Raw genomic sequence first — 26225 nt, 5'->3', positions numbered from 1 at the left:
TCTTTAGAGATTGACCGCGATCAGTCAATGGGCACGCCGCGGCAAGGCCCTTTTTTACACCTTCGTGAACAGATTGGGCAGCGCGGAGGGCTCCCAGCCGGGCAGCGCGGTGTGCGCCTCCTTGACCCGATAGGTCGCGCCCTTGAAAGTCACGAGATCACCAGGGGCGTACGAGGTGCGGACCTTCCACGGTGGGGCGGCGGGTGCGGGCGGCGCCGAAGAGCTCACCGTGGGCATCGGTTGCGGCTTCTCGCCCGCCGTGACCCGCACGAAATCGACCACCATGCGCGCCGGCCGCTGCCCGTCGGTGGCCAGGTTGAGCACCAGCGCGATCGGCAGGCCCGGCTCGTCCGGCGTCAGCTTGAGACTCGGCTGCCCGTCCACCGACCACACCACGGTCTCCGGGGTCCAATCGATGGCGTACGTGTGGAAGTCGTCCCCGGTGGCCGCGTCGCCGTCGAGTTTCTCGACCTTCCCGCGCAGCACACGTCCGTACTTGTCGACCGCGCTGAACGCCCGCCACGGCCCGTTCACGCGCCGCACCTTGACGCGCGCCTCCGCGTGCCCGAACGGCTCGGCGAACGCCTGCCGCGTGCTGATCAGCCGGTCGACGATCAGGTTGCCCTCGCCGTCGAGCCGCGCGTTGTGGTTGTCGCCGTCGAGCAGCCACTTGGACCGGTCGAGGTCGGTGCCGCGCTCGCCTTGGAAGTCGTCGTCGAAGACCGGCCGGTGCTCGGCGGCCGACGCGACATCGCTCTGGCCCGTGAGATAGACGGCTCCTGCCAGACCCACGCACGCGACCGCCAACGCGATGATCGCGCGCGGACGGATGGACCATGTCGAGCGGTGCCGAGCCTTCACAGCAGGCACCTTGAACAACATCGTGCGCCCTGCGCAAGATCAGTCGAAGAGACTTAAGAATTACTTAAAGTAGAGCGACTTGAGATCCGTACGGTGGTCCCCTCGGCGCCCGTGTGCAGCTGGAAGGAATCGGTCAGCTCCTCGGCCAGCCACAGCCCCCAGCCGCCCGGCTGTGTGGCCGCCGGGCGCGTCACCGGCTCGAGCCGCGCCGCCGACAGGCCGCCACCGGAGTCGCTCACCTCGCAGACCACCTCGCCGTCGGCCACCCACAGAACGACCCGCCCGACGCCCCCGCCGTGCCGCACCGCGTTGGTGAGCAACTCGTTCACCGCGACCACGAAGTCGTCGAGACGGTCGCCGATCAGACCGGCCGCCCCGGCACAGGACGCGACCGAGTGCCGCAGCGCGGTGATGGCGCTCCGATCGAAGGTCTCCGAGAGCAGGACGTCGGTGCTGATGCCTCCGACGGTAGGCCACGCCTGATCTTCCCGCAGGGCGGGCCACCCGTGGACGGCGCGATGTGGAAAGGTCGGCACCATGGCCGACGCGCGCACCAGCGGTCTCCAGGCGCCACTGTGGCGAGCGATCGCGGTCTATCGCATCGCCGCCCTGGGCTACGCGACGTTCCTGGTCGTCCGCAACGTCGCCTTCTACGAGCGGCCCGTGCTGGCCTGGCCCGTGCTGGCCGTGATGGCCGCCTGGACAGTGCTCACCACCTATGCGTACGCCGATCCGGTTCGCCGCCGGCCGCCGCTGCTGCTGGCCGATCTGCTGGTCACCATCGCCGCGCTGACCGCCAGCATCTGGGTCGTCGGCCGGGCCGCGCTCGAGGCCGGCCGCCCCACCCTCGCCGTCGCCTGGCACGTCGCGCCGGTGATCTGCTGGGCGGTGGCCGGCGGACGGCGCGGCGGCATCGTGGCCGCGCTGGCGATGGGGGCCACCGACCTGATCGTCCGCGCCCACTACGACCAGGCGGCGTTCACGGGCTCGGTTCTCATGCTGCTGGCCGCCTTCGCGGTGGGTTATCTCGTACGCTTCGCCGAGATCGCCCAGCAGCGGCTCGAGCAGGCGATCAAGCTCGAGGCGGCCACCCGCGAACGGGAACGGCTCGCCCGCGACATCCACGACTCCGTGCTGCAGGTGCTGGCCCTGGTCAAACGCCGGGGCGCCGGGCTCGACGGCGAGGCCGGCGAACTGGCCCGGCTGGCCGGCGAGCAGGAGTCGGCACTGCGCACGCTGGTGGCCGGGCGGCACGAGCCGGTCGGCGACGACCTCGACCTCATGGCTCTGCTTCAGGCGTACGCCTCCCCGGTCGTGACGCTCTCAGGCCCGGCCGGTCCCGTCCGGCTGCCCGCCCGCACCGCCCGCGAGCTGCGCGCCGCCGTGGCCGCCGCGCTGGACAACGTGGAAAAGCACTGCCCGCCCGGCACCAAGGTCTATCTCTTCGTCGAGGACGAGCCCGATCGTGTGGTCGTGACCGTGCGCGACGACGGCTGCGGCATCGCCCCCGACCGGCTGGCCCAGGCCGAGGCGCAGGGCCGGCTCGGCGTCGCCCAGTCGATCCGCGGACGGGTCGCCGACCTCGGCGGCCGGGTCGAGATCGTGTCGGCGCCGGGCGAGGGCGCCGAGGTCGAGATGGTCGTGCCGCGCACCGATATCGTGACGGCATGACCACTGCGATCCGGGTGATGGTGGTCGACGACCACCCGATGTGGCGCGAGGGCGTCAGCCGTGACCTGACCACCGCGGGCTACGACGTGGTGGCGACCACCGGCGAGGGGCGTCAGGCCGTGCGCATCGCGGCCGCCGCCCGTCCCGACGTCGTGGTTCTCGACCTGCAGCTCCCCGACGTCGCGGGCGTCGAAGTGATCACCGGTCTGGCCGCCGAGATTCCGGGCGTACGGATCCTCATGCTCTCGGCCAGCGGCGAGCAGCAAGACGTGCTCGACGCGATGAAGGCCGGCGCGACGGGTTACCTGCTGAAGTCGGCCGGCCTCTCCGAATTTCTCGACGCGGTGAGCCGTACGGCGGCGGGTGACACGGTCTTCACCCCGGGGCTGGCCGGGCTGGTGCTGGGCGAGTTCCGGCGCCTCGCGGTGACCCCGCCGGCCTCGGACGCGCCGGGGGCGGACGCGCCGAAGCTCACCGAACGCGAGACCGAGGTGCTGCGCCTGGTGGCGAAGGGCCTGTCCTACCGGCAGATCGCCGAACGGCTCGTGCTGAGCCATCGCACGGTGCAGAACCACGTCCAGAACACGCTCGGCAAGCTTCAGCTCCACAACCGCGTCGAGCTCACCCGCTATGCGATCGAAAAGGGCCTCTACTCGTAGCGAGGCGCGTTGGTCTCGTGGATCGCCAGCTCTTCAGCGCTGGCGCCGCCGCCCGAGGCGCCCGCGTCGTAGGCCACGCTGTCGGTCTCGTCGTCGAAGCCGTAGCCCTCGTCGGGCGCGACCAGACGGCCGACCGTCTGCGGGTCGTCGTCGTCGAGCTGGCCGTCGTCGTAGAGCGAGATCTGCGACTTCGGGTCGGAGGTCGGGCTGGCGCCCCACACGTCGGCGTCGAAGTTGCGCTGCTCGGAGCTGTCGATCGTCTCGTCGATCGGGTCGTGGCGCACCGGGATCGGGTCTTCGGCGCCGAAGTCGGGCTCCTCCTGGCGCAGGCGGCGGTCGAGCGACTCGCCCTCAAGCGCCTCCTCGGCGGTGTCGCCGAAGCGGTTGGAACCGCCCGGGCCGACCCCGGCCAGAGCCGCCGGATCGGGGCCGTCGGCCCAGCGGGAGCTTTCCACCTGGTCATACGCGGTCGAATCGTCATCCGCGGTGTCGGGCAGACCGGAAGCCTCCGGGTCCGAAACCTCAGCGGGGTAGTCGTTGTCTCGCATTCCCGCAATCTACCCGCGTGCGGGGTCGGTCATGCTTGCCGCGGGAGCGTTGAACGCCACTGTTTCCGCCTCTTGTGCGCCCGCGTCTTGCGCGTCGGCCTCTTGTGCCTCGCCTGACAGCAGGGCCCAGACCACCTTGCCGTCGTCGAGCGGCAGATTGCCCCACCGGCTCGCCACCGAGTCGATCAGTAACATCCCGCGACCCCCGTACGCCGTCGGCGGCACCGGGCTCCCGGTGAAGGTCGGCTGATGCCGCGACTGGTCGCGCACCGCCACGCTGATGCCGCTGCCGTGGGCCGCGACGAGCACGACCATGGGCGTACGGGCGTGCACGACCACGTTGTTCACCAGCTCGGTGACCACGATGCAGGCAGGACCGGCCACCTCGGCCCGCTCCCACCGTGCGCAAGCCTCGGTGATCAGCTCGCGGGACCGCCGGGCGGCGCCCACAGCGGGTTCCAGGGCGAGGCTGAAGCGGTGATCGGGGTCGGGACGGCCCAGCTCGGCGAGCGCCTCGGGGACGCCGGGCCACACCGGCCAACCGGCGTCGGGCCAGGCGGTCGCGCCGCGGGCGTCGCACAGGACGAGATGGGCGGCGGGCCAATCGGTGGTCTCCAGCCGCAGGTCGCGCAGGACGGCGACGTCGCCCGCGGTCGCGAGCGAGAGTTGCCCGACGTCGACGAGCATCGCCTCGGGCTGGTCGGCGAGAACCTCCAGCAGGGCGGCCCGCACCGCGCCGGCGGTGTCGGTGTCGAGCACCCCGGCGAGTTGGACCAACGGGTATTCCGACCCGCGGTCCACCCGGTGCCGCACCTCGCTCGCCATGATCGCTCCATTGTGCATAACGCGTCCCCTTTTCGCATTTCCCGCGCGTCCGAGACGAGGTTCGCCGAGCTGAACGGGATTAAGCGGGACATAACTGCCCGGTGGACATGGTCAGCAAGTACCCGGCGGGGCAGTACTCATGCCGCCGGGTAGGAGCGAATGTGGTCAGCGGGCCGGAGCGATGCGTCGGCGGGCCGGGAGCTTGCGGTCAGCGGGTGGTAGGCGCTGTGCGCAGGGGTGCGGGCTCGGGGCGGCGGGCCGGAGGCGGCGGCGCGGGCTTGGCCGGGTGGTGCTGCGGCTCGGCGTAACGGGTCAGGCCGATCACGGCGGCCAGCGTCACGACGAAGCCCAGCGCGGCCAGCCACTCCTTGCCGGGCTGGATGCGGTCGCCGAGCAGCAGCAGGCCCACGATCGCGGCCGGGACGGCACCCGCCGCGTCCATCGCCGCGACCGCCGCCGTGGTCGAGCCGCGCTGCATCGCCAGCCCCAGCAGCAACTGGCCGACCAGCGAGTGCACGACGAGCAGGTAGAGCAGCGGGTTGGCGAAGAAACCGGCGGCCGACGACTCGTTGGCCAGCGGGCGGGCGGCGATGGCGGCGGCGCTGAACCCGACCCCGGCCAGCGAGCCGAGCACCACCGAGCCGAGGGCGCCGTGGAGTCGTACGGCGAAGAAACCCAGGCCGCCGATCAGCAGCAACGCCACCGTCAAGCCGGCGATCCCGGCCGCACCCAGCGGGCGGGCGTGGGCCGGTTGAGCCGAGTTGACCAGGCCCGCGATGCCGAACATGAGCAGCACCAGCAGCACGATCTCGGCCACCGGCAGCGACCACTTGAGCAGCACCACGCCGAGCAGGGCGGTCACCCCGAGGCCGGCCGCCACGCTGGCCTGCACCAGGAAGAGCGGCAACTCTTCACGGGCGAGGAAGGCGAGCACGAAACCGAGCACCTGGCAGCCGATGCCGAGCAGGTAGGTGCGCTGCCCGGCGAGCCGCACGAGCAGGCCCGGGTCGAAGGTGTGGTGCACGGTCGTGCGCGCCGCAGCCGCTGACTGCAACAGGTTCGCCACCCCGTACGCCAGGATCATGGCGGCGAGGAAGGCCCAGCCCGAGGACACCACCTGACGCACGATAGACCAGCCGCGGCCCGGCATCAGCGCTTCGGGGGACACTCTCAGCGCGGGGTGTCCGGACCGTCACGCAATGCCACTATTTACGACCGGAATGTCCGTTATCGGGCCAGGGCGGTGAGCACCGTTTCGTGCAGCAGACCGTTGGTGGCGATCACCGACGACTTGTCGGCCGGCGGGCGCCCGGCGAGGTCGGTGATGCTGCCGCCGGCCTCCTGGACGATCGGGATCAGGGCGGCCACGTCCCACAGGGAGAGCTCGGGCTCGACCATCGCGTCGAGGGCACCCTCGGCCAGCAGCATGTAGCCGTAGAAATCGCCGTACGCCCGGCTACGCCACGCGCCCAGACTCAGGTCGACGAGTTGCTGCAGGCGCCCGATCTGGTGCCAGCCGTCGAGACTGGCATAACAGACGCTGGCGTCGGCCACCCGCCGCACGGCCGAGACCTCGATGCGGGTGGCGCTGTGCTGATGCTTTCCCGCGTACGCCCCGTGGCCACGCGCACCCCACCAGCGGCGGCCCAGGGCGGGCGCGCTCACCAGCCCGGCCACCGGGGTGTCGCCCTCGAGCAACGCGATCAGCGTGCCCCAGATCGGCACCCCGCGCACGAAGTTCTTGGTGCCGTCGATCGGGTCGATCACCCAGCGCCGGCTGCCCGGCCCGGCGGCCGCCGGGGTGAGCCCGAACTCCTCGCCCAGCACGCCGTCACGCGGCCGCGCCCGAGCCAGCGTCGACCGGATCGCCTGCTCGACGGCGGTGTCAGCGTCGGACACCGGCGTCAGATCGGGCTTGGACTCGACCTTGAGATCGAGCGCCCGGAACCGGCTCATCGAAATCGAGTCGGCGGTGTCCGCGAGCAGATGGGCAAGGGCGAGATCGTCGGCGTAACCGGCCATGCCCGCACGCTAGCCGATCCGTTACCTCTCAGCGTGCTTTGGTGAGCACATAATGGGTAGTCCTGCCTTGCGGCGGGACGGTCCCGGTCTGACCGACTGATGTCGTGCCGGGTTCACGCTTCACAGGCACCTGCCCGCATGCGCGGGTCTTCTGGTCGGCTCCACGTGCTGCCACCGGGCCACTCCCGGCGGTATCGAACTGTGCCGCCAGTGCGGCCAGGTTCAGGGCGGCGTTGCGGTCGCGGTCGATGACCAGCCCGCACGCCGCACACCGGTAGTTACGCTCGGACAGGGCCAGCTTGGTTTTCACTGTGCCACAGGCCGAGCAGGTCTTGGATGACGGATACCAGCGGTCGGCCACCACGAGCCGGCCGCCGTTCCACGAGGTCTTGTAGGCCAGTTGCCGACGGAGTTCGGCGAACCCGGCGTCGGCGATGTGCCGGGCCAGCCTGCGGTTGGTGAGCATGCCGGCGACGTTGAGATCCTCGACCACCACCGTGCCGTAGGTCGTAGCCAACTTGCTGGTGAGCTTGTGGATGGTGTCGCGGCGCAGATGAGTGACCCGGGCATGCGCCCGGCCGAGCCGTGCCGCTGCGCGCTGCCAGCGGCGTGACGGACGCTGTCCGGTCCTGCGGTCGGGTCCGGTCTTGCGGGACAGGGCCCGACCTAGCGCCCGCAGCCGGGTCTGCGCGGTGGCCAGGTGGCGCGGATTCGGCACGAGATCGCCGGTAGATAAGACCGCCAGGTGTTTGATCCCGACGTCCACGCCGATCACAGCATCCGGTCGGGCCGGGGTTCGTTCGGCCCGGTCGACTTCGACGGTGAACGACACGTGCCAGCGCCCGCCGTCGCGGCGCACGGTGGCCGACAGGATCCGGGCTGTGCCGGCTTCCAGGCGGCGGGCGAGTTTGCGGGCTGATTCGTGCAGCTTCAACCGGCCCAGCCGGGGCAGCACCACATGCCTGCGGTCCGGCTCGACTCGGATCGCTCCGGTCGTGAACCGCACACTCGGGGTGGTGCGGCGACGTGACTTGAACCGCGGGAACCCGGCCGCCCGGCCCGCCCGCTTACCGTTGCGGGAGTCGGCCCAGTTCTTCAACCCGCGGGCCAACGCGTCCAGGCCGGTGTTGAACGCCTCCTTGGACACCTCACTCCACCACGGCGCCACCTCGCTCTTGGCGGCGTTCCAGGTCTTGCGCAGCCCCGCCAGGGACCACGACAACGCCGGGGTCAGCAACCCGTCGGGCACGCCATATGAGCGTTCCGCGGCCCGCTGACCCATCACCGCCTTGACCTGCGCCAGCGCCCAGTTATGGGCGACCCGGGCCGCGCCAGCATGCGCGAGCACATTGCGGTGCTGGCGGGGTGTCAGATCGAGGGCGAACAGGTAGGCCTGGATCGTCGTCACGCTTGGGCACCCCCGCAGCGGACCTCGGTGACAAACCGATCCACGCCCTGACGATCATGCAACGCGGCCCTGGACACAGTGCCGACATCGAGGCCCTGCACCCAGATCGCCGATGCAGCACCGCAACACACACCGCCGCTCACGATTCCCCCTTTTTTCGCGGCCTCCATCAGAGCGAAAGCAGTCTCCCGCGCTGTGTGACAACTAGTCAAGAGACATGTTGTCGTCTGCCTACGATTCGGCACGTGGCGCCGCAGCGCAGCGCAGCTGCGTACGTGACACCGGTGACCGCTACCCACTCCTGCCATCGGCACCGCCACTATCGCCAACCAGTGAGCACTGACGACCATCAAGACATCACCAGCTGCCACCCCCACCAAGACCCGCCCCGGTGCCTACCCACCAGAGCCCGGCCGCCTGGCCCGCCCCGCCCACCAGAGCCCGCCCGGCCCGCCCGCCCGGCGCCCGACCCATCCGCCAGAACCCGCCCGCTCGGCCGCCTGACGGACCAAGGCCGCCTCGCACTGGGGCCGCTTCCGGAAATATCCGGTAAATCTGGCTTTGACCCCGGAACGAAGATGACCGTGTCGTCAGCTTGGGGGAAGTTCGTCGTCTGGAGGGGTGTCGCGTTGGTCGGTTTCGCCGGCTCGGGAGGCCAGCAGGCGGCGGTAGGACTCGAGGCGGCGTGGGTCGGCCTTGCCCTCGGCCACCCAGGCGTCGAGGCGGCAGTCGACGTCGTGCGGCGAGTGGCTGCAATTGGGCTGGTCCTCGACCGTGCCCTCGACCAGGTCGGGGAAGCCGTGCAGCAGGCTCTCGGCGCTGACGTGGGCCAGGCCGAAGCTGCGGATGCCGGGGGTGTCGATGATCCAGCCCGGGTCTTTGCGCGATCGCCCCACCGGCGGCAGTCGCAGGGCGACCGCGCTGGTCGAGGTGTGACGGCCCTTGCCGATCGCGCTCACCACCCCGACCGCACGCAGGGCCTCGGGGACGAGACGGTTGACCAGGGTGGACTTGCCCACGCCGGAGTGGCCGACCATGACCGAGATGTTGCCGGCCAGCCGCCGGCGCAGCTCGGAGAGGTCACTGTCGGGGCGGACCAGCACGTGCGGGAGGTCGAGCTCGGCGTAATAGCCGAGCACCGCTTCGGGGCCGGCCAGGTCGGCCTTGGTGAGGCACAGCAGCGGCTCGATGTCGGCGTCGTACGCCGCGACCAGGCAGCGGTCGATGAACCCGGTGCGCGGTTGCGGGTCGGCCAGCGCGCTGACGATCACGAGTTGGTCGGCGTTGGCCACGACTACCCGTTCGAGGCGGCCCTCGGGGGTGGTGTCGTCGTCGTCGGCCGTGCGGCGCAGCACCGACGTGCGCTCACCGATGCGCACGATGCGGGCCAGCGCGCCGGTATCGCCGGACACGTCGCCGACCAGCGCCACCCGGTCGCCGACCACGACCGACTTGCGGCCCAGCTCGCGGGCGCGCATCGCGGTGATGATCGGGCTGTCGGGCGGGGCGTCCTCGCGTACGCAGCCGTAACGGCCACGGTCGACGGTGATCACCAGAGCGTCGATGGCGTCGTCGTGTTTGGGGCGCGTGCGGGTGCGCGGGCGCGACGAACGGCCCGGCCTGATCCGGACGTCGTCCTCGTCGTATTCGCGCTTGCGGCCTGGCAGGTCTAGCTCCTCGCCACGAGTCCCGCCCAGAGTTCGGGGAACTCGGGCAACGTCTTCGACGTACACGCTACGTCGGTGAGGGAGGTGCCCTGCACGGCGAGTCCGATCACGGCGGCGGCGTGGGCCATGCGGTGGTCGGCGTAGGTCTCGAACTCGGCGGGCCGCAGCGGCCCCGGAACGATGCGCAGACCGTCGGGGAACTCGGTGACGCCGGCGCCGGCCTTGCCCAGCTCGGTAGCGAGCGCGGCCAGGCGGTCGGTCTCGTGACCGCGGATGTGGGCGACGCCGCGCAGCTCGGACGGCCCGTCGGCCAGCGCGGCCAGGGCGGCGATCACCGGGGTGAGCTCACTCACCTCGGACAGGTCGGCGGTGATGCCGTGCAGCGAGCCGGTGCCCCGCACGGTGAGCCCGTCGACCGTCTGGGTGACCTCGCCACCGAGCGCGGTGAGCAGCTCGCTGAGCCGGCCCACGGGCTGCCAGCTCTCGGCCGGCCAGCCGGCGAGCGTGACGACGCCGCCGGTGACCATGGCGGCGGCGAAGAACGGCGCGGCACCGGAGAGGTCAGGCTCGATCACCCACGTGCGCCCGCGCAGCTCGCCGGGCTCGACCGCCCAGACGTCGGGCACCGACTCGTCGACCACGGCGCCGGCGGCGCGCAGCATGTGGGTGGTCATGCGCAGGTGGGGCGCGGACGGCACGGGCGGACCCTCGTGACGCAGCACCAGACCCTTGGCGAAGCGCGGGGCGGAGAGCAGCAGCCCCGAGACGAACTGGCTCGAGCCGGACGCGTCGATCACGGCCTCGCCGCCCTCGACCAGGCCGGCCCCGCGCACGGTGAGCGGCAGCCCGCCGGTGGCCGAGGCGTCGATCGACACGCCGAGCGAACGCAGCGCCTCGACGATCGGGCGCAGCGGCCGGTTGCGCGCGTGGGGGTCGCCGTCGAACTCGACGGTGCCCTCGGCGAGCGCGGCGGCCGGCGGCAGGAACCGCATGATCGTGCCCGCGAGGCCGACGTCGACCCGGGCCGGGCCGCGAAGCGGGGCCGGCTCGACCAGCCAGCGATCGTCGTCGCCGGTGTCGAGGCCGATGCCGAGCGCGCGCAGGCCGGAGGCCATCAGCTCGGTGTCGCGGGCCCGCAGCGGCCGCTCGATCACCGAGGACTCGGTGGCCAGCGCGGCCAGCACCAGGGCGCGCGCCGTCATCGACTTGGAGCCCGGCAGACGCACGGTGGCGCTGACCGGACCGGACGCGGACGGAGCGAGCCAGGGGCGGGATTCTGCTGTCACGGAAGCCATTGTGCCGGGGCGGGCTGACAATTTCGTGGAGCATTCCCGCTCGACGGGACGGGTGTACCGTTCGGGAGCATGTGCGGGCGGTATGCGACGACCAGGAGCGACGCGGATCTACAAGATCTGTTCGAGGCCGTGAGCGTGGCCGAGCAGCCCGACGCGAGCTGGAACGTCGCCCCCACCGCCCCGGTGCCCGTGGTGCGCATGTCGCAGACCCATGACGCCCGCGTGCTCGACACCGCCCGCTGGGGCCTGGTGCCGCCGTGGGCCAAAGACCTGCGCGCCGGCGCCCGCATGATCAACGCCCGCTCCGAGACGGTGGCCACCTCGAAGGCGTTCGCCTCGTCCTTCGCCCGCCGCCGCTGCCTGGTGCCGGCCGACGGCTGGTTCGAGTGGATCCGCGAGGGCAAGCAGCGGCGCCCGTTCTACATGACCCCCGCCGACGGCGCCCCGCTGGCCTTCGCCGGCATCTGGACGGCCTGGGGCCCCGAATCGACCCTGACGTGCAGCATCCTGACGACCGCGGCCCTGGGCGACCTGACCCGCGTGCACGACCGCATGCCGTTGATCCTGCCGCGCGACCGCTGGCCCGCCTGGCTGGCCGGCGGCGGCGAGCCCGACGAGCTGCTGCAGCCCCTGTCGCCGGCCGAGCTGGCCGCGATCGAGATCCGCGAGGTCCGCCCCGACGTGGGCAGCGTCCGCAACAACGGCCCCCACCTGCTCGACCCGCCACCGGCCCAGACCCCCGAGCCGGCCTCCCTCTTCTGACGGGCGGCCTCCGCAGCCCGCGTCGAGTTGTGCCCCGCGCCGAGCAGCGCGTGCCGTCCGAGGAGCGCGTGCCGCGGAGCGACACGCGCCACCAGAGCCACCCCGTCGTGGGCCGGCACCCACCACGACGCCCCCGGCTGCTGCACGCATCCGAAAAGTCCACATAGGTCGGATCGGAAACGCTATGGGAAATTTTCCGTGGGCGAATGCGGGATGCCTAGTGGGCTACGCGCCGGTAGCGCCGCACCGACCAGCCGCAAGATTGATAGGGGTCTTTGTGGACAGATGTCCCCATTTCGTATTCGCAACTTTGTTTCAAGATAGATAACACCCTTGTTCTGATCTTCTACCCTGCGATACAAAACTGCGCCGGAGTGGTGCTGGTCCGCACGGTGCGGGCCTTGGACCACACGCAGTTCCGGTCCCACGGGGGAGGTGGGCTGATGACACGGGCTCGTATGCCGCGTCCGCACGAGGTGGCCATCGCGCGTCGCGATCCGCGACTGATCGAGGCCATGCACGAGCGGCAGGGCGACGAAGCTTGGCGGACCCGCGGCGCGTGCCGCACGGTCGATCCGGAGACGTTCTTTCCGGCGCCCAACGAACCGTCCGAAGGGGCGATCTCGCTCTGCGGCACCTGCGCGGTGCAGGGCCCCTGCCTTGCCTGGGCGCTGCAGGTCGGCGATTGTCACGGCGTCTGGGGCGGCACGACGCCGCGCGAGCGCCGCGCCATGCTGGTCGCCTGGCGCGAACGGGTCGGTCCGGACGGCGAGACGATCGACGACGACACCGACGAGGAAGATCGCAGGCTGCTCAGCCTGACACCGGTCAGCCGCTGACCGATTCACACGTTCCCGTCCGGCGCGCGCCACACCGGCCCGCCGGGCGGGAAGTGCTGGTTTCATGAACTCGTGAACGAGAGCGAGATCGAGACGCCGCGCGGCCCGGCCCGGGTGCGCATCACCGAGCCCGAGGGCAAAGCTGTCAGCCGGCTGGTTCTGGGCCACGGTGCCGGCGGCGGGGTCGACGCGCCCGACCTCACGGCCGTGCACGACGCCGCGATCGCCGCCGGGGTCGAGGTGGTTCTCGTCACGCAGCCCTACCGGGTCGCCGGACGACGGGCGCCCGCGCCGGCCGGCCAGCTCGACGAGGCCTGGACCTCGGTGATCAGGCAATTGGACGTACGGAAAGGGCCGTTGATCGTCGGTGGCCGGTCGAGCGGTGCCCGGGTGGCGTGCCGCACCGCGGCCGACCTGAACGCGGCCGGCGTCCTCGCTCTGGCCTTTCCCCTGCACCCGCCGGGCAAGCCCGATCGCAGCCGGGCCGGCGAACTGCCCGCCGGGATCCCCACCCTCGTGCTCAACGGCGACCGGGACGCGTTCGGGGTGCCCGGCCCGGGCGGGAACGTCGAGGTGATCGTGCGGCCGGGCGCGACCCACGATCTGCGCAGGGACGTGAAGGGCACCGCTGAGATCGCGATCGCCTGGATGCGTACGCATGGGTGGGCTCTTTGAAGGAATGACCTTCGCGGTGTCGTGGTTGTAAGCCCCGGGAGCATGTACGTCGGAAGGGGTTTTTCAGGTGCGAGCCGGAACCGAGTGCCTCGAGCGCGACAGCCGGGAGGTCGATCGGGTGCGGAACCTTCTGAGTTCCCCCGAGTGGCCGGTCACGAAGTCCGTCACACCATCGGTGAGTGTCAGCACACCGGCGGTTTTCGAGGCCGTTGAAGGGGCACTACCCGTATCCTCGGCGGGGCGGTCGAGGGGAGATCTCAGGGTGGCCCAAACAGAACGGACCGAGGAGCGCAGAGCGCGCTTCGAGCGGGACGCGTTGCCTTTCGTGGACCAGCTTTACGCTGCTGGCCTGCGGATGACGCGCAACCCCGCCGATGCCGAAGACCTGGTGCAGGAGACGTATCTCAAGGCGTTCTCCGCTTTCCATCAGTTCGAGGAGGGCACCAACCTCAAGGCGTGGCTCTACCGCATCCTCACAAATACCTATATCAACTCTTATCGGCGCAAGCAGCGTCAGCCGGTGCAGGCTCCGACCGAGGAGATCACCGACTGGCAGCTCGCCTCGTCCGAGTCGCACACCTCCGCCGGCCTGCGTTCGGCCGAGACCGAGGCGCTCGACCGGCTGCCCGACAGTGACATCAAGGAAGCTCTGCAGGCCCTGCCGGAAGACTTCCGTCTGGCCGTCTACCTCGCTGATGTCGAGGGTTTCTCGTACAAGGAGATCGCCGACATCATGAACACGCCGATCGGCACCGTCATGTCCCGTCTGCACCGCGGCCGGCGCAACCTGCGCAAGACGCTGGAGCAGTACGCTGCCGACCGGGGAATCACCCGGACCGCTTCGGAACCGCAGGAGGCGTGACGCGACATGAGCGGGCTGAACGGCGAGGATCACGAGACTGACTGCGGCATCGTGCTCAGCGAGGTATATCTCTACCTCGACCTGGAGTGCAGCGAGGACCGCCGCTCGTTGATCCAGAAGCACCTGGACGACTGCGTCGGGTGCCTGCAGGAGTACGGCATCGAGCACGAGGTGAAGGCGCTGGTGTCGCGCAGCTGCGGCGACGAGAAGGCTCCCCGTGAACTGCGGGAGCGGCTGCGCATCAAGCTCGACCAGCTCGAGGTGCAGGTGGAGACGCGGGAGTTCCTCCCGTAAAGACACGCGAACGAAGAAGCCCCGCGGCTCGCCGCGGGGCTTCTTCGTGTTCAGCTGTTGGGGCGCTTGCCGTGGTTCGCGGCGCTCTTCTTACGAGCCTTCTTCTTGCGGGACTTCTTAGCCATAGGTGACTCCCTGTTCGTGCTGCGTTTCCCGCGCCGATGGTAGTCGGCGCGTCGGCGTGCGCCTGACTCGCCCGACGGTGATCCGTGGTTTGATGGCGCTGATTGAACGATCCTTCAGCCCAATGACCGAGGAGGGTTCCGTGGCCGACGAGATCCGGGCCGAGATGGTGGCCAATGTGTGGAAGGTCGTCGCCTCGACCGGCGACACCGTCGCCGAGGGGGACACCCTGGTGATCCTCGAGTCGATGAAGATGGAGATCCCGGTGGTCGCCGAGTCCGAGGGCACGGTGGCCGAGCTCGCGGTGCACGAGGGCGACGTGGTGCAGGAGGGTGACCTGATCGCGATCATCCAGGGGTGATGATCTAGTCGCGCCGCCAGCGCAGCAGCAGCCGGCTGCGGCCGCGCTGGCGGGGCACGGCCGGCGTCCGGGTCATCGCCGTGGCGAGCTGCCGGGTCGACTGGTCGAGGTCGGGCGTGGCCAGGGCCAGCTCGGCGAACGAGCGTGCCCCGGGCCGCGTGGCCATCTCGGTGATCCGGGCGGTGACCACCGCGGCCACGTCGGTACGCGCCGCCGGGTCGACCCAGGCCGCCACGATCAGCGCGAACAACGCCGCCTCGGTCACCCGATCGAGCCCGCCGTCGGCCAGCCCGACGAGCGTTCGGCGCCGTTCCGAGTCGAGCCACGCCTCCTCGGGCCGGTGGTGCAGCAGGCCGAGGCAGGCCCAGATCTCCGGGGCGGCCACGTCGGCCGGCGGGTGGGCCAGCAGCGCCATCAGGTCGGCCGGGGAGAGCAGGATCAGTGGCACGGCCGCGTCGTAGGCCGCGGGCGGGTGCGCCCACGAGAGTGCGGCCACCTGTCGCAGGCGGCGAACTGCCTCCTCGGAGGGTTCGGCCGAGGCCGGTGCGTTGCCGCGGGGCAGTGGCGCGGCCGCGGGGGCACCGCTGAGCCAGGACGTCTCGCGGCAGCAGTCGGCGAGGTCGGTGTGCTCGTGCGACTCGTCGGGGTGGTCGCGGATGTAGTCGGCCAGCCGTACCAGGTGCATCAGGTCGCCGTCGGCGCGGTGCCGCAGCCGGTGCGCGGTGTGCACGGCGCAGTCGTAGTCGGGGTCGCGTTCGAGGGCGCGATCGACCCAGCTCAGGGCGTCGTCGAGGCGGTCGTTGTCAGCCAGGGTGCCGGCGATGTCGGCGTACACGGAGAGGTCGTCGGGGTCGTGGGCGACCGCGCGGCGCAGGGCCGCGAGCGCCTCGGGGAGGCGACCGGCGCTACGGTAGGCGTACCCGAGCCAGATCTCACCGAGCTTGGACGGCCGGACGCGAGCGCCGCGGGAGGCCCAGTCGACGGCCAGTTCGTGCTCGCCGACGCGCCGGGCCAGGGCCGAGCCGGCGCCGAGCAGCATGGCGTGCTCGGGATAGGCCGACAGCGCGTGCCGCACGACGGTCAGGTAGGGACGCAGGGTGGGCGGCGCGGGTTCGGGCACCCGCGTGCAGAGCCGCATGAGCACCTGGGCCAGCAGACCGGGCTCGATGCGTACGCCCAAGGTCGGCTCGGCGACCCAGGGGACGCCGGCCCAGTCGGCGGCGGGCGACTGCCCGCTGGCGGCGATCAGAAGGGGCAGACCGTCCTCGGGGCGGCCGGCCGCGGCGAGCAGGTGGGCCCGCGCGGCCAGCTTGCCGGGCGACGTGTGCGGACCGGCCTTGAACAGGTCGAGGCCGCCGTCGGGCCGGGCCGCGAGGCGGCCCAGGATCTCGTGAACCTCGGGCAGGGTGGGGGCGTGGGACAGCGCGCCCGCGATGTGTTCGGCGGCCTTTTCCGGTTCGTCTGACGCCAGGGCCGATCTCGCCTGTTCGAGGGCGCGGTCGGCGGCGCGGCGTAATTCCACGATGCAAGACAGTAGGGGAAAGAACTCTTGATGTCAGTAGGAGGCCGTCTGCGCATTGCTGCTCGAAACATCGACTCTATAAGCTGTTTCTTGCAAGACCGCGCAGGAATCGCGCGGGAAGTCGCTCATCAGGGGAGGAACCTGTGGCACAGCTAGGCCAGGGGATGGCAGCGGACATCGCGGAACAACCGGGTGGATTCGCTCGATTGCTCGACGGCGAACACACCGGCGCGATCGCGGAAGTGGCCGCCGAGGTGGCCCAGCGACGCCCCCGCAACGTCGTTTTCGTGGGCCGTGGCACCTCCGACCACGCCGCCCTCTACGGCGCCTACCTGACCGAGATCCGGCTGGGCCTGCCGGTCGCCAGCGCCTCACCCAGCGCGATCACGCTCTTCGGCGCGCGGCCCGACTTCACCGGCACCCTCGTGATCGGCGTGAGCCAGAGCGGCGGGTCGCCCGACCTCTCCGGCGTGCTCCAGGTGGCGCGTGAGACCGGCGGGCTGACCCTCGCGGTCACCAACAATCCCGAGTCGCCGCTCGCCCGGGCGGCCGAGCTGTCGATCGACGTGGCGGCCGGTCATGAACGGGCGGTCGCGGCCACCAAGACGTACACGGCCGAACTTCTCGCCCTTCTGCTGCTGATCGAGGGCATCCGGGCCGGCGACGGCGCGCTGCCGGCTGAGGAGCGGGCCGCGCTCGACAAGCTGCCCCAGCTCGCCGAGGAGGCACTGGCGGACCGGACGGCCGACGACCTCGCGCAGCGCTACCGGTTCGCCTCCCGCATGGTCACGACCGGTCGGGGGTACGCCTACCCGACCGCTCGCGAGGCGGCCCTGAAGCTGATGGAGACGTCGTACCTGCCCGCGCTCTCGTTCTCGGGCGCCGACCTGCTGCACGGGCCGCTGGCCATGACCGACCCCGACGTGCCGGTGCTGGCCGTGGTGGGCGACGGCCCGGGCGGCCGCTCGATGCGTGACGTGGTGACCCGGCTCGGCGAGCGGCGGGCCGACGTGGTGACGATCGGCGCGAGCGACGTGCCCGGCGCGGCCGGGCGGCTGCCGGTGCCCGCGGTGACCGACGAGCGCTACAGCGCACTGCTCGACATCCTGCCGCTGCAGAAGCTCGCGCTCGCCCTGGCGCTGGCCCGCGGGGAAGACCCGGACGCGCCTCGCGGGCTCAAGAAGGTCACGGCGACGCTCTAGGAAACACTCGCGTGGCACGCTTGGCGCGTGTCAACGTTGCGTGATCTGGCCGAGGAGCACACCGGCCTCGGACCGGCCGACATCGACCACCTGCACCGGCTGGCCGGTGATTGGCAGTTGCTGTCCGACCTCTCCTTCGCCGACCTGCTGATGTGGGTTCCGGTGAAGGCCGAGGCCGGGCAGCCGCGCGAATACCTCTGCGTCGCCCAGGTGCGGCCCACGACCGCGCCCACGGCCTACCAGGACGACCAGGTCGGCAAGATCGTCGGTGGTCCCGAGGTGGCCCACCTCGACATCGCCTTCGCCCAGGAGCGCATCTGGCGCGAGGGCGACCCGGTCTGGTACGGCGACACCCCCGCGAGGCACGAGGCCATTCCCGTACGCCTCCGCGACCCGAACGACCGCGAGGAAGGGTTCAGCGAGGTCATCGCCGTCATCGGCCGGGACACCAACCTGTCGACCGCGCGCACCCCGAGCCAGCTCGAGCTCAACTATCTGACCACCGCCGACGACCTGGCCCAGATGGTCTCCGACGGCACCTTCCCGCCGCCCCGCCACCCGGGTGAGACCACCTCGGCGCCCCGCGTCGGCGACGGCCTGGTGCGGCTCGACGCGGGCGGCAAGGTCACCTACGCCAGCCCGAACGCGCAGTCGGCCTATCGGCGTCTCGGCTTCAACGCCCACCTGGTCGGCGAGGAGCTCTCGGTGCTCACCAGCCGGCTCGCGGCCGACCCGCTCGAGGGCAACGACGCGGCCGAACGCATCCTCTCGGCGCTGCGCGGCGAGTCGCCGCCCCGCCAGGAGATGGAGGCTCGCGGCGCGACCGTGCTGATCCGGGCGCTGCCGCTGCTGCCGGCCGGGGTGCCGATCGGCGCGCTCGTGCTGGTGCGCGACGTGACCGAGGTGCGCCGCCGCGACCGCGCCCTGATGACCAAGGACGCGACGATCCGCGAGATCCACCACCGGGTCAAGAACAACCTGCAGACCGTGGCCGCGCTGCTGCGCCTGCAGGCCCGCCGCGTCGACGCGCCCGAGGCCCGCCACGCGTTGCAGGAATCGGTGCGCCGGGTCGCGTCGATCGCGCTGGTGCACGAGACGCTGTCGATGTCGAGCGACGAGGCGGTCGAGTTCGACGGCATCGTCGACCGGGTGGCCACCGCGGCGACCGAGGTGGCGGCGACCAGCGTGCCGGTCAAGATGCGCCGCGAGGGCACGTTCGGAGTGCTCCCGGCCGAGATCGCGACGTCCCTGGTGATGGTGCTCAACGAGCTGCTGATCAACGCGGTGGAGCACGGCTTCCCGGTGCCCGAGGACGACGACGCCCCCGAACCCGAACCGGGCGAGAGCGGCGAGGTGGTCGTCTCGGCCCACCGCTTCCGCAAACAGCTGCACGTCACGGTGGCCGACGACGGGCAGGGCCTGCCAGCCGACTTCCGCGCCGACGACAGCCAGCGCCTCGGCCTGCAGATCGTGCGCGCGCTGGCCACCGGCGAGCTGCGTGGCAGCATCGAACTGCGCAACCGTGCGGGCGGTGGAACCGAGGCCGTGCTGGTCGTCCCGCTCGGCAAGCGGTGAGCGCCTTTTACCCGAAAGATGTTGCAGGGTCTTTGCGAAGTGGTTCGCGCCACACTCCCGGAATTTGGACCGCACTGGCCCAGATCGGCTGGGCGTGAGAGGCTAGCCGACATGACCGCTGCAGTTGACCGCCGCTTCGTGGCTCGCCGCCACGTTGACTACGGCCGCGTCCGCAGCGCCATGTGTCCGGCTTCCTGACGCCGTCCGATTATTTTTCGGGCGCCAGACGCGCCGGCTAACTCCTGACACTGAAGTCACGAGCCTCCAAAGAGCCGTGAGCGTTTGATCGCGCCCACTAGCCCGGAGGATCGCCGACATGGCGCCTGGCAGCACCCCCGCAAGCTCGCCCGCCCGCCCCCGCAAGGCGCGTGGCGAGGGCCAGTGGGCGCTCGGACACCGCGAGCCGCTCAACCCCAACGAGCGGATCAAGAAGGACGACAACCCGCTCAACGTCCGCGCCCGCATCGAGAACATCTACGCGCACAATGGCTTCGCCTCGATCGACCCGCAGGACCTGCGCGGCCGGTTCCGCTGGTGGGGGCTCTACACCCAGCGCAAGGCCGGGATCGACGGCGGACGCACGGCCGTGCTCGAGCCGCACGAGCTCGAGGACGAATACTTCATGCTCCGCGTACGCGTCGACGGCGGCGCGCTCAACCTGGCCCAGCTCCGCGTGATCGCGGAGATCTCGCGTGAGTTCGGCCGCGACTCGGCCGACATCACCGACCGGCAGAACATCCAGCTCCACTGGATCCGGGTCGAGGACGTGCCCGAGATCTGGCGCCGGCTCGAGGCCGTCGGCCTGGAGACCACCGAGGCCTGCGGCGACTGCCCGCGCGTCGTGCTCGGCTCGCCGGTCGCCGGCGTGTCGGCCGACGAGGTGCTCGACGGGACGCCCGCGATCGACGAGATCCTCAAGCGCTACATCGGCGACCCGCGCTACTCCAACCTGCCGCGCAAGTTCAAGTCGCAGATCTCCTGGCTGGCCGACGGACCGTACGAGACCAACGACATCTCGTTCGTCGGCGTGGTCCACCCGCAGCACGGCCCCGGCTTCGACCTGTGGATCGGCGGCGGCCTGTCCACCAACCCGCGCCTGGCCGAGCGGCTCGGCGTGTGGGTGCCGATCGAGGAGATCCCGGACGTCTGGGAGGGCGTGATCGGGATCTTCCGCGACTACGGCTACCGGCGTCTGCGTCACCGCGCCCGGCTCAAGTTCCTGCTGGCCGACTGGGGCGTGGCCAAGTTCCGCGAGATCCTCGAGAAGGAATACCTCGGTCGCGCGCTGGTCGACGGGCCCGCGCCCGAGCTGCCGGCCAAGCCGATCGACCACATCGGTGTCCACAAGCAGATCGACGGCCGCAACTACGTCGGGGCGGCGCCGGTGGTCGGGCGGTCGTCCGGCACCCAGCTCGCGCAGCTCGCCGACGTGGCCGAGGCGCACGGCTCCGATCGTGTACGCCTCACCGCGTACCAGAAGCTCTTGGTCCTTGACGTGGCCGACGACCAGGTCGAATCGCTGATCACCGGGATGCGCGGCATCGGGCTCGAGGCCCGGCCCTCGTCGTGGCGGCGGGGCACGATGGCCTGCACCGGCATCGAATACTGCAAGCTCGCGATCGTCGAGACCAAGGCCCGCGGCGAGGAACTGGTGGCCCGGCTCGAGGAGCGGCTCAAGGAGTTCGACGCCGAGATCTCGATCCACATCAACGGTTGCCCCAACGCCTGCGCCCGCACCCAGGTCGCCGACATCGGACTCAAGGGTCAGCTCGTCATGAACGCGCACGGCGAGCAGGTCGAGGGTTTCCAGGTGCACCTCGGCGGCGGTCTCGGCATGGCCCAGGGGCAGACGTCCGGCTTCGGGCGCAAACTGCGTGGCCTCAAGACCACGGCCGAAGAGCTTCCCGCGTACGTCGAGAGGGTCGCTCGCCACTACCTGGCCGGCCGTTCGTCGACCGATGAGACGTTCGCCAACTGGGTGCTGCGCGCCGACGAGGAGCTCCTCAAATGAGCGACGCCCGATCCGCGCCCCTGTACTGCCCCTACTGCGGCGAAGAGGACCTTTACCCCAACGAGGCATCGCACGGCGCGTGGGAGTGCCACTCCTGCGCCCGAGTTTTCACGGTCAAGTTCAACGGGATCTTGAACCGGTTTTCCGCGCAGTCCGGCGAAGCCGGTTTTGGCAGCTCAGCCAAAGGAGTCAACCGATGACCATCGTGGCCGCTACCTCCCTCAACCTCGTCAACCTGGGCGGGTCGCCTCAGGCCTCTCGCTTCGAGTCGCTCGCCGTCGAGGCCGCTCGCGCACTGGAGGGCGCGCCCGCCGAGGTCATCGCCAAGTGGGCGACCGACACCTTCGGCGCGCGGTTCTGCGTCACCAGCTCGATGGCCGACGCCGTGGTCGCGCACCTCTTCTCCCGGGTCTCGCCCGGCGTCGACGTGGTTTTCCTCGACACCGGTCTGCACTTCCCCGAGACGCTCAAGATCCGCGACACCGTGGCCGCCACGATGAACGTGAACGTCCGCTCGATCCGCCCGCGCATGACGGTCGGCCAGCAGGACGGCGAGTACGGGCCGCGGCTGTTCGCCCGCAGCCCCGACGAGTGCTGCTTCATGCGCAAGGTCGAGCCGCTGGAACGCGCACTGTCCGACTACGACGCCTGGGCCACCGGCCTGCGCCGCGACGAGTCGCCGACCCGGGCCAACACGCCGGTGGTCGCGTTCGACGCCAAGAAGGGCAAGGTCAAGGTCAACCCGATCGCGGCCTGGACCCAGGCCGACGTGGACCGCTACATCAGCCGGTGGAACGTGCCGGTCAACGAGCTGTTCAAGAAGGGGTACGGGTCGATCGGCTGCTGGCCGTGCACCCGTCGCACGAAGGCCGGGGAGGACCCGCGGGCGGGTCGCTGGGCGATGTTCGAGAAGACCGAATGCGGCCTGCACGTCTGACCCGCTCGGCGGACCGGCTCGCCGTGGTGCTCGTGGCCCACGGCAGCCGGGACCCGCGCGCCGCCGCGTCGACCGAGGCCCTGGCCCGGGCCGTACGCCGGGCCCGACCGGCCTGGGACGTGCACGCGTCGTTCCTCGATCACGCCGGTCCCCGTCCGCTGGACGTGCTGGCGTCGCTGCCGGGCCGCCGCGCGGTCGTGGTGCCGCTGCTTTTGACCGAGGCCTACCACGGCCGCGTCGACATCCCGGCCGTCCTCGCCGAGGCAGCCGCCCTGCCGATCGACGTACGCCTCTCCGACGTCCTGGGCCCGTCGCCCCTGGCCCCGACCCGCGCGGTGCCAGACGCCCTCCTGGACGGCCTCGTACGCCACCTGGACGCCGCCGGCGAGACTCACGTCGGACCGGCTCACGTCGGAGCGGCTCACGTCGGGCCGGATCGCGCCCGCCTGGACGCTGTCGTGCTGGCCGCCGCCGGCACGCGGGACGCCGCCGCCCGGGAAACGATCTCGTGGGCTGCCGATGCCCTCAGCGCCCGCCTGGGCGTCCCGTGCGTCGCGGCCTATGCCTCGGGCGCCCAGCCGGACCCCGGCGTCGCTGTGGGCCTCCTGCGGGCTTCCGGCTCTCGCCGGGTCGGAATGGCGGCCTATTTCCTCGCCCCCGGCTTCCTCTACGACCTCGCCGTGCACACCGCCCGCGAGGCCGGCGCCGTCACGGTCGCCGACCCGTTGGGCGACGCCCCGGAACTCGTGCGCCTGGTTGCCTCGCGCGTGCTGGCCGCCACGGGGCGCGCTCTGCCCGCTGCCGCCTGAAGCCAACTTCGCCCACTCACCGTCAGCCGGCCGGTGTAGCTCTCCTGAGTGTGGCCGAGGCCGGTGTACCAGGATCGGCCCACCCGCCCGGGGTTGCGGCGACCCTACGCCGCTCGGAGCCGGCAGGGTTCGAGTTATCCACAGGCCGGCGCTCGGGTGTCCCGCGCCACATGGCGTATGTCCGCGGTTCTGAGATTTCGGCCTCGGAACGCTCTGAGCCGGGAATGGGTGAGGGCACCCTAAATAGCAACTCACCGTTACCGACCGTTGTGCGGCGGGAGCGCTCCGCCGACTTCGACGCTTCGTGAGGGGAATGTGGACCATTCGTTGCCGCGCGCAATTTCGAGATCATTTCGCGGAATCTCGATGAAACCCACCGTGATCGCAATAGCGCGTTGGGCGAACCCCGAAGCTTCTTCTCAGGATTCGACGCGCTGAGTAATCGACCGGAAACAGCAAGACGCCCCGGTGCCGATCGGCCCGGGGCGTAAATGCTGTAGGGGATTGGTTCAGGCGGTGGGAGCGCCGACCCGGAGGCCGCCACGACGCTTGACTGCGCGCCGCTCGTCTTCGCTCATTCCGCCCCATACGCCGGCATCCTGACCGGACTCGAGTGCCCACGAGAGGCATTCCTCGGTCACGGGACACCGCCGGCACACGGCCTTGGCCTGCTCGACCTGCAGGAGCGCGGGGCCGGACGTCCCGATCGGGAAGAACAGCTCCGGGTCCTCGTCGCGGCAGATCGCATCGTGACGCCAGTCCATGGCGGCAACACTCCTTGTTTCGGATGGGGTAATGAATCGCGTTACTGGTTTACCTATGCGAGCGCGCCGGCGTCGGTGGGTGAGACCCTCCGCTCGCCGTGCGTCAGCAAGCTTTTGTGTTCGCAGTAGCCGTTCGGCGCTTCTGGATTAGGAACGCGCGCAACCAGCAACCGGTTACTTCTTATCGCTTGTGAATGCTTTCACGAACTCTCGCGATGTCAAGGGTAGCGCCGGAAGTTTCTCCAAGCGGGTGAGCTGGCTCACGCCCAGTTTGCCCGGATCTGAGGCTTCCGTCAGAGCCGGTTGACGACCGCTCCCATCAATGTAGTACGGTCCCCGCCCCAGTGCCGACCTTTTGACCGTGTTTCTGTAACGGATCGTGAGGTTTGCTACCCCGTAGTCAGCAGATCACACGTAGTGCTTCGGGAACGGACACGAAGTGCACCTTCTGGCGCTCGCCCAGATAGTCGCCGTCCAACTGGAACGGTTGTGGGCGGGAGGCGACGACGGTGAATTCGTCCTGGTCGTGGAGGTGCAGCACGTTCTTGCCGTGCGGCTGGCTCTTGCGGGTGGCGAGCTGGGCCATCGTGCGTGTCGTACCCGTGACGGCGAGACCACGCAGCGCCATGACGTCGAGCCCGCGGTCGAACGAGGCGCCGGCGTTCGGGTGTATCGGCCGGTCGCCGAGATAGGTCCAGGGCGCGGTGTTCTGAATGATCACAGTGCCCAGCTCGGCCTCGGGCGGCTCACCGGGGCGCTCGATCGACAGTGGTGGGTTCTTGCGGTCTTCCCCGGTGAGCAGGTGGCCGACGATCGAGCGGAAGTAGAGACCGGGCGTCGAGGTGCGGCCGCGGAGGCGGGCCTGCTCGACCCGGCGCACGACGGCGGCGTCGAGGCCCACGCCGGCGGCGAAGGTGAAATAGCGGTCGTCGGCGCGGCCGAGACCGATCACGCGGTGCCGCCCGTCGCGCAGGCCGTCGAGGATCACGCTGACGCCCTCGACCCAGTCGCGCGGCAGACCCAGCGCCCGGGCGAAGACGTTTGTCGATCCGCCGGGGACCACGGCGAGCGCCGGCAGCACCTGGGCCCGGGGGCCGGTCAGCCCGCCGAGCACGGCCTCGGCCGTCATCAGGCCGTTGACCGCCTCGTTGACCGTGCCGTCGCCGCCGAGGGTGACGACCACGTCGACCCCGCTCTCGGCGGCGGCGCGGGCCAGCGTCGCGGCGTGCCCGCGGCGGGTGGTGAACTCCACCGACAGATCGACCGCGCTGCGCAGGGCCCGGACGAGGACGTCACGGCTGCGCTCGCTGGTGGTCGTAGCCTTGGGGTTGACCAGCAGTAACGCTCGCATGGGCGGCACTGTACCCAAGAGCGGCCCAAAAGACTGTCGGTATGGTGCTGGAGTGACCGGTGACAAGTCAGTCGTTGACAACCCCGCGACCCTGATGTGGGCGGTGCGACTGCTCTATCTGCAGTGCGCGGCGCTGGCCGGCCTGACGATCTGGCTGATCGTCCTCGATCTGACGAGCGCCGCGACGAACGTCGGGCAGGCGGTCGCCCTGACCGTCTTCGCGGCCATCGGCGTGGCGGCCGTGTTCTTCGTCGCCCGCGCGCTCGGCCGCCGTGCGCGTGGCGCCCGCGGCCCGGCGATCGTCATCGAGCTGTTCACCATTGCCGCCGGTGGATTGCTCGCGCAGGTCGACCCGGTCTGGCTCGGCGTCCTGCTGATGGTCTACGGCCTGTTCGTCGGCCTGTTGATCGTGCTGCCGCCGAGTACGAGAGCGTTGGGCATCGATTAACCGCCCTCATTCGGCGGGCCAGGGCCTACCCTGGTGAGGTGACCGGATCATCGGTGCGCCCGCCCGCCTACCAGCTACTGGCCGACGAGCTTCGGGCCGACATCACCTCGGGGCGGCTTCAGCCCGGCGAGCGACTGCCGCCGGAGCCAGAGTTGTGCGTCAAGACCGGCGTCAGCCGCAGCACGGTGCGCGAGGCCTTACGCCTGCTGGCCAGCCAGCACCTGATCGTCACGACCCGGGGCGTCACCGGCGGCAGCTTCGTCGCCCACCCCGACGCCGAGAAGCTATCCGAGGGCCTGACCACCGGCTTCACGATGCTGACCAACTCGAACGGCGTCGGCCTGGCTGACCTGCTCGAGCTGCGCCGGGCGCTCGAGGTGCCGGCCGCCGGGCTGGCCGCCGTGCGCCGCGACGAGCATCAGCTCCTCGAGATCCGGGGCGCGCTCTTCGACCCCGAGATCGACGACTTCGACACGAAACTGGCGGCCCACACGGCTTTCCACATGGCGGTGGCCAAGGCGACCATGAACCCGCTCTTCGAGCTGGTGGCCCGCCCGCTCTACCACGCGAAGTTCGGCGAGGACGTCACCGAGAACCTGCCCGCCGGCTACTGGGAGCAGATCGACGCCGATCACCGGCTGCTGCTCGACTGCCTGATGATCCGGGACGCCGACGGGGCCACGCTGGCCGCGGCCCGGCACCTCGACTACCTGGCGACGGCGGTGCGCTGAGCG

Annotated in this window: 28 protein-coding genes; 15 read left to right on the top strand and 13 right to left on the bottom strand. The window is 70.7% G+C overall.

What is annotated here, in order from left to right:
* Positions 1 to 54: 54 nt before the first annotated feature.
* Positions 55 to 861 carry a carbohydrate-binding protein gene (locus EER30_RS02455; RefSeq protein WP_164842205.1) on the bottom strand — a complete coding sequence of 269 codons (807 nt, stop codon included), beginning with the start codon at positions 859 to 861 and terminating at the stop codon, positions 55 to 57.
* Between the two features lie 53 nt (positions 862 to 914).
* Entirely contained in the window at positions 915 to 1415 is a 501-nt protein-coding gene (locus tag EER30_RS02450; RefSeq protein ID WP_240669713.1) for an ATP-binding protein, read from the bottom strand.
* Between EER30_RS02450 and macS the strand changes: the two genes are divergently transcribed.
* Both macS and EER30_RS02440 read left to right on the top strand, forming a co-directional pair.
* On the top strand, positions 1399 to 2532 hold the full coding sequence (gene macS, locus EER30_RS02445; protein ID WP_127497806.1) for a MacS family sensor histidine kinase: 1134 nt from the start codon (positions 1399 to 1401) through the stop codon (positions 2530 to 2532). The two genes, EER30_RS02450 and macS, sit on opposite strands and share 17 nt — an antisense overlap.
* Positions 2529 to 3191: a response regulator gene (locus EER30_RS02440; RefSeq protein WP_127497804.1), complete on the top strand. Its 663-nt coding sequence runs from the start codon at positions 2529 to 2531 to the stop codon at positions 3189 to 3191. The genes macS and EER30_RS02440 overlap by 4 nt, the downstream gene beginning before the upstream one ends.
* On the opposite strand, the gene EER30_RS02435 is transcribed toward EER30_RS02440, so the two are convergent.
* From EER30_RS02435 to aroA, 7 genes are all read right to left on the bottom strand, one after another.
* The gene (locus EER30_RS02435) at positions 3182 to 3739 is read right to left on the bottom strand and encodes a DUF5709 domain-containing protein (protein ID WP_127497802.1); all 558 of its coding nucleotides are present in this window, start codon (positions 3737 to 3739) and stop codon (positions 3182 to 3184) included. The two genes, EER30_RS02440 and EER30_RS02435, sit on opposite strands and share 10 nt — an antisense overlap.
* A gap of 9 nt (positions 3740 to 3748) precedes the next feature.
* Positions 3749 to 4564 carry an anti-anti-sigma factor gene (locus EER30_RS02430; RefSeq protein WP_205650088.1) on the bottom strand — a complete coding sequence of 272 codons (816 nt, stop codon included), beginning with the start codon at positions 4562 to 4564 and terminating at the stop codon, positions 3749 to 3751.
* A 208-nt stretch (positions 4565 to 4772) separates the two neighbouring features.
* Positions 4773 to 5648 carry a hypothetical protein gene (locus EER30_RS02425; RefSeq protein ID WP_240669843.1) on the bottom strand — a complete coding sequence of 292 codons (876 nt, stop codon included), beginning with the start codon at positions 5646 to 5648 and terminating at the stop codon, positions 4773 to 4775.
* A gap of 143 nt (positions 5649 to 5791) precedes the next feature.
* The gene (gene hisN / locus EER30_RS02420) at positions 5792 to 6586 is read right to left on the bottom strand and encodes a histidinol-phosphatase (RefSeq protein WP_127497798.1); all 795 of its coding nucleotides are present in this window, start codon (positions 6584 to 6586) and stop codon (positions 5792 to 5794) included.
* Between the two features lie 28 nt (positions 6587 to 6614).
* On the bottom strand, positions 6615 to 7994 hold the full coding sequence (gene tnpB / locus EER30_RS02415) for an IS607 family element RNA-guided endonuclease TnpB (RefSeq protein WP_127497796.1): 1380 nt from the start codon (positions 7992 to 7994) through the stop codon (positions 6615 to 6617).
* 590 nt (positions 7995 to 8584) lie between these two features.
* Complete coding sequence (gene rsgA, locus EER30_RS02410; RefSeq protein ID WP_205650122.1) at positions 8585 to 9661, bottom strand: ribosome small subunit-dependent GTPase A; 1077 nt, start codon at positions 9659 to 9661, stop codon at positions 8585 to 8587.
* A 2-nt stretch (positions 9662 to 9663) separates the two neighbouring features.
* A complete protein-coding gene (gene aroA / locus EER30_RS02405; protein ID WP_127497794.1) occupies positions 9664 to 10956 on the bottom strand; it encodes a 3-phosphoshikimate 1-carboxyvinyltransferase in 1293 nt (430 codons plus the stop codon).
* A 69-nt stretch (positions 10957 to 11025) separates the two neighbouring features.
* Between aroA and EER30_RS02400 the strand changes: the two genes are divergently transcribed.
* The 5 genes from EER30_RS02400 to rsrA all read left to right on the top strand — a co-directional run bounded on the left by EER30_RS02400 (position 11026) and on the right by rsrA (position 14388).
* Positions 11026 to 11718 carry an SOS response-associated peptidase gene (locus EER30_RS02400; protein WP_127497792.1) on the top strand — a complete coding sequence of 231 codons (693 nt, stop codon included), beginning with the start codon at positions 11026 to 11028 and terminating at the stop codon, positions 11716 to 11718.
* A gap of 443 nt (positions 11719 to 12161) precedes the next feature.
* Positions 12162 to 12557, top strand: a complete 396-nt coding sequence (locus EER30_RS02395; RefSeq protein WP_127497790.1) for a WhiB family transcriptional regulator — start codon at positions 12162 to 12164, stop codon at positions 12555 to 12557.
* Positions 12558 to 12629: 72 nt separating this feature from the next.
* Positions 12630 to 13232 carry an alpha/beta hydrolase family protein gene (locus EER30_RS02390; RefSeq protein WP_127497788.1) on the top strand — a complete coding sequence of 201 codons (603 nt, stop codon included), beginning with the start codon at positions 12630 to 12632 and terminating at the stop codon, positions 13230 to 13232.
* Positions 13233 to 13299: 67 nt separating this feature from the next.
* Positions 13300 to 14094, top strand: a complete 795-nt coding sequence (locus EER30_RS02385) for a sigma-70 family RNA polymerase sigma factor (protein ID WP_127497786.1) — start codon at positions 13300 to 13302, stop codon at positions 14092 to 14094.
* A 6-nt stretch (positions 14095 to 14100) separates the two neighbouring features.
* On the top strand, positions 14101 to 14388 hold the full coding sequence (gene rsrA / locus EER30_RS02380; protein ID WP_127497785.1) for a mycothiol system anti-sigma-R factor: 288 nt from the start codon (positions 14101 to 14103) through the stop codon (positions 14386 to 14388).
* A 50-nt stretch (positions 14389 to 14438) separates the two neighbouring features.
* Here the strand turns inward: rsrA and EER30_RS49875 are convergent, their stop codons facing one another.
* Entirely contained in the window at positions 14439 to 14513 is a 75-nt protein-coding gene (locus tag EER30_RS49875; protein ID WP_369814844.1) for a 50S ribosomal protein bL37, read from the bottom strand.
* A gap of 122 nt (positions 14514 to 14635) precedes the next feature.
* Here EER30_RS49875 and EER30_RS02375 point away from each other — a divergent pair, with 122 nt between their 5' ends.
* Positions 14636 to 14872 (top strand): biotin/lipoyl-binding carrier protein, encoded by a 237-nt coding sequence (locus EER30_RS02375; RefSeq protein ID WP_205650087.1) that lies wholly within the window; start codon positions 14636 to 14638, stop codon positions 14870 to 14872.
* Between the two features lie 4 nt (positions 14873 to 14876).
* Here the strand turns inward: EER30_RS02375 and EER30_RS02370 are convergent, their stop codons facing one another.
* Entirely contained in the window at positions 14877 to 16394 is a 1518-nt protein-coding gene (locus tag EER30_RS02370) for a tetratricopeptide repeat protein (RefSeq protein ID WP_432417497.1), read from the bottom strand.
* 164 nt (positions 16395 to 16558) lie between these two features.
* On the opposite strand from EER30_RS02370, the gene EER30_RS02365 reads away from it, so the two are divergent.
* From EER30_RS02365 to EER30_RS02340, 5 genes are all read left to right on the top strand, one after another.
* On the top strand, positions 16559 to 17596 hold the full coding sequence (locus EER30_RS02365; protein ID WP_127497781.1) for an SIS domain-containing protein: 1038 nt from the start codon (positions 16559 to 16561) through the stop codon (positions 17594 to 17596).
* A gap of 27 nt (positions 17597 to 17623) precedes the next feature.
* On the top strand, positions 17624 to 19171 hold the full coding sequence (locus tag EER30_RS02360) for a sensor histidine kinase (protein ID WP_127497779.1): 1548 nt from the start codon (positions 17624 to 17626) through the stop codon (positions 19169 to 19171).
* Positions 19172 to 19487: 316 nt separating this feature from the next.
* Positions 19488 to 21182, top strand: a complete 1695-nt coding sequence (locus EER30_RS02355; RefSeq protein ID WP_127497777.1) for a nitrite/sulfite reductase — start codon at positions 19488 to 19490, stop codon at positions 21180 to 21182.
* A gap of 196 nt (positions 21183 to 21378) precedes the next feature.
* Positions 21379 to 22119 carry a phosphoadenylyl-sulfate reductase gene (locus EER30_RS02345; RefSeq protein ID WP_127497773.1) on the top strand — a complete coding sequence of 247 codons (741 nt, stop codon included), beginning with the start codon at positions 21379 to 21381 and terminating at the stop codon, positions 22117 to 22119.
* Complete coding sequence (locus tag EER30_RS02340) at positions 22101 to 22928, top strand: sirohydrochlorin chelatase (protein WP_127497771.1); 828 nt, start codon at positions 22101 to 22103, stop codon at positions 22926 to 22928. Before EER30_RS02345 ends, EER30_RS02340 begins: the two co-directional genes overlap by 19 nt.
* A gap of 509 nt (positions 22929 to 23437) precedes the next feature.
* Here EER30_RS02340 and EER30_RS02335 read toward each other — a convergent pair.
* On the bottom strand, positions 23438 to 23692 hold the full coding sequence (locus EER30_RS02335) for a WhiB family transcriptional regulator (protein WP_093619131.1): 255 nt from the start codon (positions 23690 to 23692) through the stop codon (positions 23438 to 23440).
* A gap of 400 nt (positions 23693 to 24092) precedes the next feature.
* Positions 24093 to 25043: a diacylglycerol/lipid kinase family protein gene (locus EER30_RS02330; protein ID WP_127497769.1), complete on the bottom strand. Its 951-nt coding sequence runs from the start codon at positions 25041 to 25043 to the stop codon at positions 24093 to 24095.
* A 52-nt stretch (positions 25044 to 25095) separates the two neighbouring features.
* Between EER30_RS02330 and EER30_RS02325 the strand changes: the two genes are divergently transcribed.
* Together EER30_RS02325 and EER30_RS02320 are read left to right on the top strand one after the other, a co-directional pair.
* Positions 25096 to 25491, top strand: coding sequence for a hypothetical protein (locus EER30_RS02325; protein WP_240669712.1), 396 nt, complete (start codon positions 25096 to 25098; stop codon positions 25489 to 25491).
* 38 nt (positions 25492 to 25529) lie between these two features.
* On the top strand, positions 25530 to 26222 hold the full coding sequence (locus EER30_RS02320) for a FadR/GntR family transcriptional regulator (protein ID WP_127497767.1): 693 nt from the start codon (positions 25530 to 25532) through the stop codon (positions 26220 to 26222).
* Positions 26223 to 26225 lie beyond the last annotated feature (3 nt).

Source organism: Actinoplanes solisilvae (genome assembly GCF_003999975.1).
GTDB lineage: Bacteria > Actinomycetota > Actinomycetes > Mycobacteriales > Micromonosporaceae > Actinoplanes > Actinoplanes solisilvae.
Note: the sequence above shows the minus strand (reverse complement) of the source record. Positions and strands in the feature narration are given on the sequence as shown.